Genomic DNA, 14,888 nt, shown 5'->3' with positions numbered 1-14,888 from the left:
AATTTCTATCTCTTTAGTATGGGCTCGACTTGATCGATCATGCGTCGCAATTGTTGTGCATCTTGCTCATACATCGCTTTCGCTTCCGGACTCGCCGTGCTTAAGCTGAAGAGCGTCAAATCAGCCTCGCATTTCTTCAAAGTGGCCAGAAGCAGCGGCATGTCCGTCTGCTGCGGCACCTGAAGCTTATCGTCGTACAAATCGACATACAGCTGACCGTAAGCGTTGACTTGACCGATAAAAACATTCTCCAGCGTTACCCCTAGCTTCTCCAATTCCGTGTGAAGCCATTCCCGGCTCAGCCCCGCCGCAGCAAGCGGCTCGTCCATGATATTGCCATCGATAACGACCGCCTTCGTCTCGCGATCCGGCGCTACCCGCATGCCGAGATGCTTCGGGGTCAACGGCTGATTTTCGCTTTTTAACAGCACACTCAAATCGCCGCTCGCCTCGAGCATCGCGAATTCCACGTCGGCCACGTTAAACACGCTTTTCGTTCGCAGCTGCTCCAGCAATTCGTTCACGGTAAACCTCTCCCGCTTCAGGTTGTCTTCCAGCACTTTTCCTTCCTGGATAAACACGGTTCCCCTGCCTTCGAGCCATTCTCGGAGCCGCAAGCTTTTCAACGTAAACAGCTCGACCACGAAGGGCACCAGAAACCAGACAGCGATAGCCGTTAAGCCGTATAAATAATGAGCTTCCAAATCGGTCGAAATAAACCCGGCCAACTCCCCGAGAGTTATGCCCGTTATATATTCGAAGAACGTCAGCTGGGAAATTTGCTTTTTACCTAAAATGCGCGTTATCGCAAACAAGATGACGAGGGCCGTGAACGAACGTAATGCGATATGCATCAAATCCTGCAAAGCTTCCCTCTCCCTGCTAACAAGCACTTATTTGACCTTGCAAAACAAGGCGAACGATATAAATTATGTACCGAATCGACTTCCATTTATCCGGTGCCGTCGTCCGGTGATTTTTTCCATTCATTAGTTAAGAAAATTTGAGCACATTAGAGTTCGGGAGGTGATTCGCATGACAGTGGCATCGCAAGTGAAAACGACGCTCGCATCCTTGAAAAGCGCTCAAGCCAGCCTGGAGACGTTCGCTCTTGGCACCCAGAACCAGGAAGCCAAAACCTTGTTCGAGAATTGCGCCAAGCAAACTCAGCAAATTGTCGACCAAGTGAATTCTCGCGTTCAAGATCTCGAGAACGAAGAACCGCAGTATAAAGGCTTCTAATATTGGCCTGAAGAACAAATAAGAGCCCGGTATCGCCTCTCCGCCAAGGAGAAGCAACCGGGCTTTTAATCGACAATCCTCATATCCATATCAGCAGTAAGACCAACAGCAAAATAAACAGCACCAGGATAAGCACCACGGATTCGTATGCGACCATCGTATCTTCCTTCCGCTAACTTTTTGGCCCTCCATCCATCCTATGCGTACGCCCGGTCCGGCGAACCGGTCACTCGCCCATTGCGATTAACGATACGGAATGACCGTCTATTCAGATGACAAAGAACGTGATATAATGCCATTGTTCACGTGAACATATGCCTTTTTCTTAGGAGGACTTCGAATATCATGGCCATTCGTACAGAAGAACAGCTGATCGCTTTTGTTCAAGAGACCGTTCGCCTTACCCCCGTCACCGATATTCACACCCACTTATTCGCCGAATCGTTCGGCGACCTGCTGTTATGGGGGGTTGACGACCTGCTGACGTATCACTATTTGATCGCTGAAATGTTCCGGTTTCGTCCCGATCTGTCTTACGACGATTTCTGGCGGATGAGCAAAACGGAGCGCGCCGATCTGATTTGGCAAACATTGTTTATCGATCACTCTCCTTACAGCGAAGCATGCCGCGGCGTCGTCACGGTGCTGAACCGTCTCGGCTTCGACTTGTCCACGCGCGATTTGGAATCGTACCGGGCCTACTTCCGGGAAGTGCAGGCTAGCGATTATATCGACCGGATTCTGGAGCTGGCGGGCGTCAAGACGGTAGTCATGACGAACGATCCGTTCGACGACTACGAGCGGGAGCGTTGGTCCGGCGGAGGCAGCACCGACCCGCGGTTTTTGGCCGCGCTGCGCATCGACCCGCTGCTGAACGGCTGGGATTCGGCCTATATGAAGCTCCAGCAGCAAGGATATGCGGTAACGCAAGATTTCTCGGGAGACACGGCAGCGGAGGTGAGGCGCTTTCTTCACGATTGGATCGGCCGAATGAACCCGCTGTACATGGCCGTTTCGCTGCCGAACGATTTCGCCTACCCCGAGCCGTCATTGCGGGGACGGGTCATTGACGAATGCATCCTTCCCGTTGCCGAGGAAGCGGGCATTCCGTTCGCGCTTATGATCGGCGTCAAACGGAAGGTCAACCCTTCGCTGAAGGACGCGGGGGACAGTCTGGGCTACAGCGACATCGGGGCCGTCGAACGGATCGTGAGCGGACACCCGAACGTCAAATTTCTGGTGACGATGCTATCGCGGGAAAATCAGCACGAGCTGGCCGTGACGGCGCGAAAAAACCGCAATCTGCTCATCTTTGGCTGCTGGTGGTTTCTGAACAATCCGAGCCTCATCGAAGAAATAACCCGGATGCGGCTGGAGCTGCTCGGCGGCAGCGTCATTCCCCAGCATTCCGACTGCCGGGTGCTTGATCAGCTGCTCTACAAGTGGGATCATTCCCGGACGATTATCGCTAAGGTGCTTGGCGATAAATACACGGATTTGCTGCGGGCGGGCTGGCGCCTGGAGGAAGACGAAATTCGCCGCGACGTGGAAGGACTGCTCGGCGGCGCGTTCTGGACGTTCCTGGGGAAACCCGATCCTTCTGCCAAGTAACGAAGCTGCCGATCGAAGACTTGCCCCTTGCCTCTTGCTTCGAACCTGAATGGAATGGCTCATGGCTTTCCAGCTTGCCCGGAAGAACGCCACAGGAAAAAGGACTCCTTGCGGAGTCCTTTCCAACGGTGAATTCATGATGGTCGCTTGCCATGAATCTTGCGTAAAGCATGAGTCTTACCTCGGGTCACGTCTTGCAGTACGTTGTACTACCCTTACGTGTCTTTGGCACATCCCTCCGCTTCTATCTCGATTCAACAACAACTTCCTTGGTATAACCCGCTAATTTGCTCAACGGAACCACACCTCTCTCTTTCACCGTTGATCCTATGTTGCGCAGATGAGCCTCGTTCCATACACTTCGGGGGCCTATTTTTTTCAATCTTGAATGACGACGACCGTCCCGAGCGGGATATGCCGATACAACCATTCGATATCCCGATTCAACATGCGGATACAGCCCGACGAAACGCTCGACCCGATCGCATACGGCCGATTCGTGCGTGAATCCCGTACGTATAACCTCCGCTACCTGGCACGTTGATGCCCATCCATCGCGTCCCGAGGGGATTTTTCGGATGGCCGCCGGGAATTTGCTTTCGTACGTACCACGGCTTCACGATTTTCGTCACAATATGGAAGGTGCCCGTCGGGGTCAGCTCTCTGCGGCGTCCGGTCGCCACCGGAAACGAGCGATAGACACGTCCGTTGTGGATAAGGGACAGACGGTTTGCCTTTTTTTCAATGAGCAGGTACACCCCCTCCTCTTGCAAGCCCATGAGCAGCTCCGCATCGGCTTGTTGTCGGGTCGGAGGCGCGGCGTTACCCGCTTCAGCCGAAGCCGGGGCGGGTAACCATCCTGCAAGCAGCAACCAAACGCACAGAAGTAATGGTAGGGCCCGATTCAAACCTTCTCTCTCCTTTGAAGGTAACGATTCACATCGGCCTTATTGTTTGCCAAGAACCGCCGCGGCATGCGCCTCTGGCGATAAACGCCATTTCCAGCGTCAATAAGCCGACTTCTCCGGCGAGGTCGGCTTCGGTCATTATTCAATTGAAGCTCACGGCTTCGGCTTTTCGCTTCCTGCCGGGGGTTCCGTATGCAGCAGCGACGCGCCGGCAATGCCGGGTTTCGTCATTTCATAGGGGTCGAGGATGATGTTTAATTCGTCCTCGCGAAGCACGTCGTAGAGAAGGCACAATTCCCGCACCGATTTGCCCGTCTCGATCGCCTCGCGCGCGATTCGCGCAACCGGCTCATACCCGAGGTGCGGGTTCAATGCCGTAATGACGCCGACGCTGCGCTCCACGTAATTGCGGCACAGCTCCACGTTAGGCTCGATGCCGTCCAGGCAGTGCGTCTTGAATACTTTAAACACCTGTGTCATCATGCCGAGCGACTGCAGCAGGTTAAAGACGAGCACCGGTTCCATGACGTTCAGCTCGAGCTGCCCCGCTTCCGAAGCCAGGCAGATCGTATGGTCGTTACCGATCACTTGGAAGGCGACCTGGTTCACAACTTCGCACATCACCGGGTTCACCTTGCCGGGCATGATCGACGATCCCGGCTGCCGTGCGGGCAGGTTAATCTCGTTCAGTCCGGCCCGGGGGCCCGAAGCCATCAGCCGCAGATCGTTGGCGATCTTGGACATATTGATCATACATACCTTCAAGGCCGCGGACACTTCCGTGTAAGCATCCGTATTTTGCGTAGCGTCCACCAGATGCTCTGCGCTCACAAGCGGGTAACCCGTCAGCTCGGCCAACAGCTCGGCCACCCGTTTGATATAGCGGGGGTCGGCATTCAGTCCCGTGCCGACCGCGGTCGCGCCCATGTTAATTTCGTACAAATGCTGCCGCGCCTGACCGATTCGGGTCATGTCGCGGGAGAACACCCGCCGGTACGCTTCGAATTCCTGGCCGAGCCGGATCGGTACCCCGTCCTGCAGGTGGGTGCGGCCCATTTTGATAATGCCGTCGAATGCAACGGCCTTCGCGCGGAAGCTCTCGTGCAGGTCGTGCATCGCGGCCATCAGCTGGTCCAGCATACGCAGCACCGCAATATGAATCGCGGTCGGAAATACATCGTTCGTCGACTGCGCCATGTTGACGTGCGTATTCGGGCTCAGCATGAAGTAGTTGCCCTTCTCCCCGCCAAGCAGCTCGATCCCGCGGTTCGCGATCACTTCGTTGGCGTTCATGTTGATCGAAGTGCCGGCGCCGCCTTGAATCGGATCAACGATAAATTGGTCGTGCCATAGGCCTGCTATCATTTCGTCGGCTGCCTTCACAATCACTTCGCCGAACTTCGGCTTCAACTGCCCGGTTTCCATATTGGCAAGGGCTGCGGCTTTCTTGACGATCGCCAACGCCACGATCAATTCCCGGTGAATCCGGTAGCCCGTGATCGGGAAATTATCTACCGCGCGCAACGTTTGTACACCGTAGTATGCATGAATAGGAACCTCTTTGCTTCCCAAAAAATCTTTTTCTATCCGAAAGCCGGCTTCCGCCATACCCCTCATCCTTTCCCGCTCTTCTTTCCCGCAATATTTCAGCGTTCCCTTGCACCGATACGGCTATACCCCTTCCGAAGCAAACCAAAGAGCCGAGCCTCCCGCCAAGGGAAAGCCCGGCTCTGCACCGTTGACCTTCTGGAGCTTTACAACGCGCTTAAGAAACGAATAATTTTATCATGCATCCCCGGCAAGTTCTCATGGCCGAAGTCCGGATAAATTTCCGTGCGGACGGTCGTCTTCATCTTATTAATCGCTGCGAACTGCGTCGAAGGCGGGCACACGGTATCGGCCAATCCGACGCCGACGAGGACGTCCGCCCCGACGCGGGACGCCAGATGTTGAATATCGATATAACCGAGCTTCGTAAAAATTTCGTCCTCCCGAATATGCTGCGGATCGGCATGGCGGAAGAACGTCTTCAGCTCGGCGTAAGCGTCTTTGCACAAATCCATTTCCCAGACGCGTCTGTAGTCGCTCAGGAAAGGATAAACCGGCGCCGCCTTGCGGATACGCGGTTCGAGGGCGGCGCACGCAATCGTCAACGCGCCGCCTTGCGACCATCCGGTGGCGCCGACTCTTGCCTCGTCGACTTCCGGGAAGCCCATGACGACGGAGGCCAGCAGCGCCGTATCGAGAAAGATGTGGCGGAACAGCAGATTGCGCGGGTCCGGGTCGTTCAAGCCCCGAATGATATGACCGTGGTGCGTATTGCCCAAGACGCCGCCCGAATCTTCCGACAAGCCGGCTTGTCCGCGAACGTCGAGGGATGCGATGGAAAATCCGAGCGCCGCATACGCCAGCTTATCCGTCCAGTCGCCGCTGCTGCCTGTGTACCCGTGGAAATGCAGGACGGCCGGATGCGGTCCCTCCGATTGCTTCGGCCTGACATATTTGGCGTGAATGCGAGCGCCCCTCACACCGTTGAAATACAAATGAAAACATTCCGCGAACGGGACCTGAAACTCGGCGGGCACGAGCTCCGCCTGCGGATCGACCGCTTTCATTTCCTCAAGCGCCTGGTTCCAATAAGCGTCAAAATCGGCCGGCCGGGGGTTGCGGCCCTCATAGGTACGCAATTGGGCAAGCGGCATGTCAACTAACGGCATCATCATCATCCTTTTTTATTCACTGGAAAATTGGTTCTTCATTCCAACTATACGCGGTGACATTCCGCTTTTCAACGGTATCATGGCGCGCCCGATTCGCTCTTCCGGCAGATTTAAATAAAGCAGCCTCCGGCTCCGCATGAAGGGCGGCTCCAGAGGCTGCATCCTAGCTCAGCGTCTCCTGCAGAAATCGAAGCGTCTCGGCATAGGCCGCTCTGGCCGATGCAACGTGGTAGCTCGGGCGCGTATCGTTGAAGAAGGCGTGCGGGGCGTCCGGATAAATCCGGTAGTCGAAGCGTTTGCCCGCTTGCTCCATCGCCTCGGCGAACGCGGGAACTTCGTCCGTAATCCGCTTATCGTTCTCTCCGTATAAACCAAGCACCGGACACCGGATGGAGGACAGCGCGTCCAGGGCTGGAGCCGAGCCATAGAAAATGACGGCTCCTGCAAGCTGCTCGTCCCTCACGGCCAGCGCCGCCGACAGCGCGCCCCCCATGCAGAAGCCGACAGAAGCGACGCGCTGTCCCCGCGAGTGCTCGCACACCTCGCGCAAGTAAACGGCCGTTTCGGCAGCCTGCGTGCGAAACGCGTCCTGCAGCCCGCCCAGGTCGAAGAGCCGGTTCAGCGTAGCGGAGATCCCCGACCGCTCGTGCTCGGGGAGCCGCGCCAGCGCGGTATCCCGTTCTTCCGCATTGCGCCATGCGGACGGCGGAAGCGTGTTCAGGAACTGCTTCGCCGCCTCGATTTGACCGGCACCGAGCGCCGGCAATCGTTCGCCGTCCTTCGCGAAAAGGTCGGGTGCGAAGGCTGCGTAGCCCGCTTGCGCCAAACGCCGCGTGACGTCCTGGATATGCTCGTCCACGCCCCATATTTCCTGCAGCACGATAACGGCGGGAAGCGGCGTTTGCGCCGTAGCCAGTCTTGCGGCATACCCGGTGTACGCTCCTTCCGGGCCGTATCGGACCCAGTCCGCGATCAAACTCATGTTCGGTTCCTCCTTCGGCTTCTTCAGCATGCGCTTCACATAGGAAAGAGGCTTTACCCGGTCTTCCTCTTCCGGTATAAAGCCTCTTGTTGACCTGGTCGGATATGCTTCTTATCCGATGCGCTTATTTAATTATAACGAAGCTAAGGATGAACGGCAACTTGAGCCGCGTCCGGAGGCGTCAAGGCTTTGTTCAGCGCTTTTTTGCTGCTCCAGCGGACGGTAACGAGCAAGCCGCGCAAATATTCGTCGGCGATCATCGCCGCATAGATGCCGATCAAGCCCCACCCCGACTGAATGCCGAGCACATAGGACAGCCCTACGGCGACGATCCACATGGAGAAAAAGCCGTTATATACGACGAAGCGGGTGTCCCCGATCGCGATTAAAGCATTGCCCATCGCCATGTTGACCATTTTGCCCGGCTGTAAAATCAAATTCAACCCGAGCAGCGACAAGCCGATCACCAAGATGCCCGCATCTTGAGTGAAGAACGACAATATGCTCTCGCCTAATACATAAAGAAGCAGCGCACCGATCAAGACGATAACCAAACCGCTGCCGGTTGCCCGGTATGCGCTGCGGTAGGCCTCTTCTTTGCGCCCGGCGCCGTATAAATAGGCAATCTGGATTTGGACGGCCAAGGCCACCGAGAAGCCGAGCAGGAAGCAAAACGATTCCAGCGTATTCATATACGTTCTTGCGGCTAAGGTCGACGCGCCCAATTTGGCGACGAACGCATAAATGACCAGCTGGGAGAAAAACCAGGAGGCCATGTTCAGGCCCAGCGGCCAACCGATACGCAGCACTTCGCGAAACATCGGGCGGTCATACAGCTTCCAGTCGCTCCACTCGAGCCGACGGGAAAAGGCACCGGCCCAAACGATGACCAGCACTATCGAAGCGACCAATCGGCTCATGACCGTGGAAAGGGCCGCACCCTCCAAACCTAACGCCGGGAACCCGAATGTGCCGTAGATCAGCAAATAGTTCAGAATAATATGAACGACGTTCATCCCAATGGCGACGAACATCGGCGTGCGCGTGTCGCCCGTGCTGCGGATGACGGTGCTGAGCGTCGACATCACAGCCGTCAAAACCATGCCGCCCCCGACGATGGCGATATACGTCCTGGCAAGCGGCAGCAGCGACACCTCCAGCTGCAGCAAGGCCGCTACGCGGGCCGCGCCGAAGTAAAGAAGCACGCTCAAGCCAAGCCCGATCACGATCGACGCTTTCACCGTCATGATGCCGATCTTGCGCGCATCTTCGTTCCGCTGCGCCCCGATCCGCTGAGCGATCAGCACACCGGCTCCGCCCGCCACGGCGGCGAATAAAATCGTCACCGCGTTAAACAGCTGGTTTGAGATCCCGACAACGGCCACCGCATCGTCGGATATGCGGCTTACCATAAACGTATCCGCCGTCCCGAGCAAAAATTGCAAAAACATTTCAATAAAAACGGGCCACGCAAGCGCCCATAAGGTCATTTTTTTGTGCGTATCCGTCATGTCCGTAAATCCCTCCTGTCGTCATTACACATTATAGATGGTATACTGGGATTCATATATCATATTTGCAACCAGAACTATTAAAATTCAAACTTTACATGCCTATAGTAAGGGGGTGAAAGCGCTGTCTGTGCTACAGTTGTCCGTCCCGCCGATGCCCTATTTCATTGTGAACGGTTTCGCGGCGAACGAGCCGGGCTTCAAACATCCGAACCGTCGGAATATCGGTGTGTTCGATATGCTGCTTGTGCGCAGCGGCTGCTTGTACATCGCCGAAGAAGACCGGAAATACGAGGTTTCAGCCGGTGACATGTTGATTTTGCGCCCGGATAAACATCATTATCCGACGGCACCCTGTCAGGAGGAAACGTTGTATTATTGGCTCCACTTCCAAACGTCCGGCGAGTGGCGCGTGTCTGATCCGAACGAATCGGAAACGAGCGATGACCGGGAGGAAAAGATTCCGGATCGGCTGCGGGTTTTCATTCCGCAAACCATCAAATTTCATATCCCCCAATCTTTTCATATCCCGAAGCCGGCCAAGCTGTTCGCGCTTATGGATCAGATGATCGAACTGGGCGCCCGTTCCGACAGCTTGTCCCGCTGGAAACAGCAGACGTTGTTTCAGAACCTGCTGGAGCGGCTGCATGAGTCCTGGCAGTCCGACGAGACGGCGTCCTCCGCCAGATGCGCCGATCAGGCGGCCTCTTATTTGCGGCAGCATTACCACGAGAACGTGTCGGCTCAGGCGCTTGGCGAAGCGTTGAATTTTCATCCGGTTTATATCGCGCGCTGCATGCAGAAGCAGTTCGGCTGCTCGCCGTTCGAATACTTGATGCATTACCGGCTGGAGCAGGCCAAGCTGCTGCTGCTGCAAACGGATCTGCCGATCACGCGCATCGCCGACGACGTCGGGTTTAATCAAGCCGCCTACTTCACCTCCTGCTTCGTGAAATATGTCGGCGCGACGCCTCGCGAATACCGGCGCCGGTTCCAGTAAAGGCAACCGCGCAAGCGAAAGAAGTCGCCTCCGCTCCGTGCCAAAAGCCCCGGCATGCCTTCAAGCGAAGGCATGCCGGGGCCGGGCAGGCGGCACGTATCCGGCCCGGCGCTGCCGCTCACAAAAAAAAGACTGCGCCGGCTTGATCAGCCCGGCACAGCCCATTTCCCATTACGAGATAAACCCTTTCTCCATCGCGCGCGATTTCTCGCGAAGGACGAAATATTTCAGCTTCGCGGCTTCCAGCGTCGTCTCTTGCCCGCGCACCTTCAGCTCGAACTTTTGCAAATCGTGCCTGGACAGGACGCCTGCGTCGTAACGCACCTTCATTTTATTCAAGTCCGCCTTCACTTCGGCCGTATTCCGCGCTTCCGTCGTATAGGCCAGATAGGCGTTCTCCGCTTCCGTGTACACGGCCTCGATTTTCTTCGTCAGCTCCAGCTGCGTCTGCTCGTTCTTCATGCCCGAAATCGCCAGGTTTACGCCCAAATAGTTGCCCCCATACGTATTTTGGGTTACCGTATTGGACTGCTGCCACGCCGCTTCGTCGATATTGTTCGCGCTCATCTTCATCTGATAGGCGTTCTTCAGGATCGTTTCCGTATCCGCTCGCTGCACGGGTTCTACGGTGACGATCGCGATGTCCTTCACTTCCAGCGAAGGATTGTACGCGATCCCGATGTCGAACGAAAGCTGCACCAGCGCCAGCTTGTAATTTTGGTTCAGCAGGGCGAGCTCGTCCTTGTGCTTGTTCAGCGCTTTGGTCGCCGTCAGCACGTCTTCGTTCGAGGCCAGCCCTTGTTCGCGGAAAAGCATCGCTTTCTTCACTTCTTTGTCCAGCACGGAAGCGTAATCCTGCATAAAGGCAAGCTGCTTCTTCAAGCCGAGCAGCTGCACGTATTGGGCGGTCGTCTGCAGCCGGATGGCTTCAACCGCCTCGTCCTTCTGCAGCAGCGCGTTGCGTTGGTCCGTGCTCAACTGGTGCGCCGTCGTCTTCAATTGCTCGCGCTGCTGCTGGATGATCTCATTCATGCCGGCGCTCATCGTACCCATGCCTTGGATAAGCTGATTGATCGCCTTATTCGTGACGGTCGTCACCGGCCCGAGCCACAGGTTGTCCGCCGGATCGACGGCTACTCCTTGCGCATTCATCCCGGCGACCATCTCCTCGGGCGTATCCGGTAAATGTCCGCCTGTGAACGAGCCGCCTACCAGCGATTCCCGCTGTGCTTTTAAATCCTGCTCCTTCGAGTTTAACGCCGCATATTTCAACAGGAGCAGCTGCAGGTTGTTCGAGTCCGTCAACGCACGTTCCAGCACCGACGGCAAGTCGATCGAAGCGACCGTCTCCAGGACCGGGGCGCTCAAGTACAGGTTTTGCTTCGGATCTTCCGTTACCGTCTCGGCATAAACGGCCGGTTGGACAGCGGCAGCAATCAAAAGTGCGGCGCAAAAGCCCGCAAATGTTCTTCGGTTCATTCTCGTTCCATCTCCCTCAATATTATAGGGTAAGCCCGCTTCCGTTTCCGGTTGCGGTTCCCGTTCCCGCAGGCTCGGCGCGAACCGCAACCGGCGCAGCCGCATCCTCCGGCGTCGTCTTGCGAAACACGGCAAAGCGCGTCAGCAGCATCGCCGCCATGAACGTCACGAGTCCCATCATCACGAGCGCCAGGCAATCGTAACCGATTGCGCTGTAATCGTTCGCCTTCACGAATACGCTGCGCACCCCGTCCAGGAAATAGGTCAGCGGCAGCAGATGCCCCAGAACCTGAAGCGCCCTCGGCATCGCTTCGAACGGCCAGGTAAAGCCGGACAGCAGGAACGAAGGCACCGCGATCAGCATCGCCGTCTGCGTCGCCCCGAGCTGATTGCCCGAGAACATGCTGATCAAATACCCGATCCCGCACACCGCGAACGTGAAGGACATCACGACCGCCAGCCCGGCGAACAAACTGCCGGCAAGCGGCGCCCCGAATAAATACGACGCGATCAGCAGCGCAATCGTCGTGTTAAACAAATTGATCAGGAAATAAGGCGCCGTCTTGGCGTACGCGATCCGCCAAGGATCGCGTTTCCATGCCGCATAACGCTGCCAGGTCCCGCCGTCTTTCTCCCGCGTGACGGTCAGCGAAATGCCGAGAAACAGCACCTGCTGCAAAATGGCGCCGACCAGACCGTACATCATAAAGTCGCTGTAATTAAACGTCGGGTTGTACAGTACCCGATAGCGAAACGGAATCGGCGACAGCACGTTCGCCACCTGTTCGTCCTGCAGGCCTTGCTGCAGCTTCATTTTTTTGGCTGACAGGCCCATGCTGAACGTGGTGATGACTTCGTTCGCGCCCTTGGTCGCGGAATTCGAGTACAGCATGTTGCTGCCGTCGACCCACGTGAGCAGCGGCAGCGTCTGGCCCTGCTTCAAGCTCGCTTCGAACCGGCTCGGAATGAACAACCCGACCTTCGCTTCCCCGGAGGCGATCGCTCGCCTGACCTCCTCCTCGGTATGCGCCTCGCGCGTCACCTGGAACGATTCGCTTTCCTCGAAAGCTTGAATGATTTGACGGCTGAGCGGGCTTTGATCTTCGTCCATGACAATCGTCGTCATCTCGGTCACCTTGTGGTGGGTATAAAGCGAGCCGAACAGCAGCGTATACATGACCGGCACGATGAAAAGAATTAAGAACAGCCGCCTGTCTTTGATAATGTGTCTCCACTCGTCGGCAATGACGCCGCCTACTTTAAGCTCCGTCACGACCGATCACCCTTCCGTTTTACCGTTCCACTGCAGCGTCATGCCGATCGCAGCCGCTTCCGGAAGCTGCGGCAGCTCAACCTTCACGCCGAACGAGCGCACGTCGGTCTCGCCCGCGGTTTGCGTCGCTTTCTTGACCGCAAAATCCGGTGCCGCCGCTATCGACTGGATCTTGCCTTCGAGTTCCTGCCCCGTCGCGATCAGCTTCAGCTTGACGCGGTCTCCGTTCTTCAGTCCGGCGAGCGACGTCTCAGTCATATAAAATCTCGCCCAATGGCCGTCTGTCGCTTGAATGGTAAAAACCGGGAAGCCCGAGCCGACCAGTTCGCCGGGCTGTGCGCCCTGCGCCAGGATCACTCCGTCGCTTGGCGCGATAAGCTCGGTGTAGCTCTGATACGCTTCCGCTTCAGCCTGCGCCGCCTTGGCCTGCTGCTCGGCGGAGCCGGCCGACTGCACAGCGCCCTGCGCCTGCTGTATGGCCGCATTCGCTGCGGCAACGTCGCCTTCGCGCACGGCTACTTGCTCGCGGCCTGCCTGGGCGAGGCCGAGCGCCGCTTTGGCCTGCTCCAGCTGCGCTTCCGCTGCGCGTATTTCCTCCTCGCGCGGCCCTTGCTGAGCGAGGTTGTACTGCTGCTGCGCCAGCTCATATTTCGTTTTCGCTTCCTGATAGCTCACGCTCACTTTATCGACGTCGGCCTGCGCCACAAGGCCTTCCGCAAGCATCGCCTGCATCCGCTTCAAGTTTTGCTCGGCGAGGGCGTACACTTCCTTGGTCGCCTGCAGTTGAATTTCGGCCTGCTTCTTCTCTTCCGGACGGGCGCCGTTACGCAGCCCGTCGACCTTCGCTTGCGCCGCCTTCACCGCCGCTTCGGCCTGGGCGATTTGCTGATCCGCCGCATCGGCCGTAGCCGTCACGCCGGCGATCGCCTGCGCCTTCTTCGCCTGAGCGGTAGCGGTTGCGCCCTGCGCCTCGGCAATCTTGCCCTGGGCGAGCGCCACGGCCGCTTTGGCCTGCGCCACCTTCGCCTCCAGCTCCGTGCTTTGCAGGCGGGCCAGCACCTGGCCTTTCTTGACCGTATCCCCTTCTTTCACGAGAATCTCGGTAACGCGGCCGCCGATCTTAAAGCTGGCGCTAACCTCGTTCGATTCAATGTAAGCTGTCGGCTGCACGGCAGCTCCGGCTTGCGTGCTTCCGTTTACTTGCTTCGTAGTGAGCAGAAAGCCTCCCGTACCGATGGCCACCGACATCACTGAATAAACCAATGGTCGAATAAAGCGCATAAATACCCCTCCGCATAAAAGATGATGAAAAAAAGCAGCCTATTTCGTGGATAGGCCGTTCATTAGATACGTTTGCAGCAGCTCCAAAATGCGTTCATCCGTGAGCGGCGGATGCTGCCGTTCCCAATCGTAAACGAGCGCCAGATACAGCTTATAGACGATAAAGGCGGTAATTTTCGGATCGCAGGGCTTCATCCCCCCGGTGCTGACCGCGCGTTCGATCAGCTGCGAAATGTAGTCGACCATTTGATTCTCGATCTGGTCGAGCGCGTTCTCCGTCACCTGACTGCCGAATTCGTTCACCTCGTGCGCCAGCTTGATGAGCAGCTCCTGTTCCTTCCTGAACATAAGCGCGGCGTAGATGGCCCCGTGGATTTTCTCAAAGACGGTGGCGCCCTGCCCGATCGCTTCCTCCGCCGTTCGTTTCATATCTTCCACCAATACGCTGACAATCTCGTTCAGCAGTTCTTCCTTGCTTGTCACATATAAGTACAAAGTACCTTTGCCGACTCCTGCGATTTTGGCGATGTGCCCCATCGTCGTGCCTTTGTAGCCAAAAAGCGAGAACGATTTTTTCGCCGCATCCAAGATCGCCGTTTTTTTAGGATCCATTTATCCATCTCCTGTACTGACCAAAATAACAATTGGGTTCTGAGGTCATTTTCCACTATACCATCCGTATTTTTCTAATGCAACTGTTACATGCGCAGGGCGCCATGCTTTGCCCTTTTTATTATGGATAGGACCTGTCGGGAAAACGTCGTTCGATACAAATTCACACCGTTCGCAGCGTAAACATTGACTTCGCTCTTTACGGATGGTAAAGTAGTTTCAGTAAATAGATTTTATACAATTTAATTTCAAGCAATCTAATATAAGGA

The 14,888-nt window shown here is 56.4% G+C and carries 14 protein-coding genes; 3 read left to right on the top strand and 11 right to left on the bottom strand.

The features are described from left to right. Positions 1-5: 5 nt before the first annotated feature. Positions 6-866 carry a DUF421 domain-containing protein gene (locus tag JMF85_RS13170; protein ID WP_196426807.1) on the bottom strand — a complete coding sequence of 287 codons (861 nt, stop codon included), beginning with the start codon at positions 864-866 and terminating at the stop codon, positions 6-8. A gap of 169 nt (positions 867-1,035) precedes the next feature. Between JMF85_RS13170 and JMF85_RS13165 the strand changes: the two genes are divergently transcribed. Continuing rightward, positions 1,036-1,242: a DUF1657 domain-containing protein gene (locus tag JMF85_RS13165; protein WP_054796732.1), complete on the top strand. Its 207-nt coding sequence runs from the start codon at positions 1,036-1,038 to the stop codon at positions 1,240-1,242. 345 nt (positions 1,243-1,587) lie between these two features. Beyond that, positions 1,588-2,853 (top strand): glucuronate isomerase, encoded by a 1,266-nt coding sequence (locus JMF85_RS13160; RefSeq protein WP_155613890.1) that lies wholly within the window; start codon positions 1,588-1,590, stop codon positions 2,851-2,853. A gap of 378 nt (positions 2,854-3,231) precedes the next feature. Here JMF85_RS13160 and JMF85_RS28395 read toward each other — a convergent pair whose 3' ends face one another. The 6 genes from JMF85_RS28395 to JMF85_RS13135 all read right to left on the bottom strand — a co-directional run bounded on the left by JMF85_RS28395 (position 3,232) and on the right by JMF85_RS13135 (position 8,974). Continuing rightward, positions 3,232-3,303 (bottom strand): hypothetical protein, encoded by a 72-nt coding sequence (locus JMF85_RS28395; protein WP_269058644.1) that lies wholly within the window; start codon positions 3,301-3,303, stop codon positions 3,232-3,234. Next, the gene (locus JMF85_RS13155) at positions 3,297-3,761 is read right to left on the bottom strand and encodes a L,D-transpeptidase (RefSeq protein WP_269058640.1); all 465 of its coding nucleotides are present in this window, start codon (positions 3,759-3,761) and stop codon (positions 3,297-3,299) included. The genes JMF85_RS28395 and JMF85_RS13155 overlap by 7 nt, the downstream gene beginning before the upstream one ends. A 153-nt stretch (positions 3,762-3,914) precedes the next feature. After that, positions 3,915-5,369 carry an aspartate ammonia-lyase gene (gene aspA, locus JMF85_RS13150; protein WP_127606956.1) on the bottom strand — a complete coding sequence of 485 codons (1,455 nt, stop codon included), beginning with the start codon at positions 5,367-5,369 and terminating at the stop codon, positions 3,915-3,917. Between the two features lie 146 nt (positions 5,370-5,515). Continuing rightward, on the bottom strand, positions 5,516-6,478 hold the full coding sequence (locus tag JMF85_RS13145) for an acetylxylan esterase (RefSeq protein WP_201318353.1): 963 nt from the start codon (positions 6,476-6,478) through the stop codon (positions 5,516-5,518). Positions 6,479-6,644: 166 nt separating this feature from the next. Further along, entirely contained in the window at positions 6,645-7,463 is an 819-nt protein-coding gene (locus JMF85_RS13140) for a dienelactone hydrolase family protein (protein ID WP_127606960.1), read from the bottom strand. Positions 7,464-7,606: 143 nt separating this feature from the next. Beyond that, the gene (locus JMF85_RS13135) at positions 7,607-8,974 is read right to left on the bottom strand and encodes an MATE family efflux transporter (protein ID WP_201318352.1); all 1,368 of its coding nucleotides are present in this window, start codon (positions 8,972-8,974) and stop codon (positions 7,607-7,609) included. A gap of 130 nt (positions 8,975-9,104) precedes the next feature. On the opposite strand from JMF85_RS13135, the gene JMF85_RS13130 reads away from it, so the two are divergent. Beyond that, complete coding sequence (locus tag JMF85_RS13130; protein ID WP_236595848.1) at positions 9,105-9,974, top strand: AraC family transcriptional regulator; 870 nt, start codon at positions 9,105-9,107, stop codon at positions 9,972-9,974. A gap of 171 nt (positions 9,975-10,145) precedes the next feature. On the opposite strand, the gene JMF85_RS13125 is transcribed toward JMF85_RS13130, so the two are convergent. The 4 genes from JMF85_RS13125 to JMF85_RS13110 are packed head-to-tail and all read right to left on the bottom strand — an operon-like array spanning position 10,146 to position 14,619. Beyond that, positions 10,146-11,453 (bottom strand): TolC family protein, encoded by a 1,308-nt coding sequence (locus tag JMF85_RS13125; protein WP_201318351.1) that lies wholly within the window; start codon positions 11,451-11,453, stop codon positions 10,146-10,148. Positions 11,454-11,475: 22 nt separating this feature from the next. Further along, positions 11,476-12,726 (bottom strand): ABC transporter permease, encoded by a 1,251-nt coding sequence (locus JMF85_RS13120; protein WP_127606966.1) that lies wholly within the window; start codon positions 12,724-12,726, stop codon positions 11,476-11,478. A 6-nt stretch (positions 12,727-12,732) separates the two neighbouring features. Further along, positions 12,733-14,007 (bottom strand): HlyD family secretion protein, encoded by a 1,275-nt coding sequence (locus tag JMF85_RS13115; RefSeq protein ID WP_201318350.1) that lies wholly within the window; start codon positions 14,005-14,007, stop codon positions 12,733-12,735. Positions 14,008-14,046: 39 nt separating this feature from the next. Then, entirely contained in the window at positions 14,047-14,619 is a 573-nt protein-coding gene (locus JMF85_RS13110) for a TetR/AcrR family transcriptional regulator (protein ID WP_127606970.1), read from the bottom strand. Between the last annotated feature and the right edge of the window lie 269 nt (positions 14,620-14,888).

Source organism: Paenibacillus sp. EPM92, assembly GCF_016586185.1.
Taxonomy (GTDB): domain Bacteria; phylum Bacillota; class Bacilli; order Paenibacillales; family NBRC-103111; genus Paenibacillus_G; species Paenibacillus_G validus.
The sequence above is the reverse complement of the archived record's forward strand: the minus strand, read 5'-3'. Positions and strand labels throughout refer to the sequence as shown.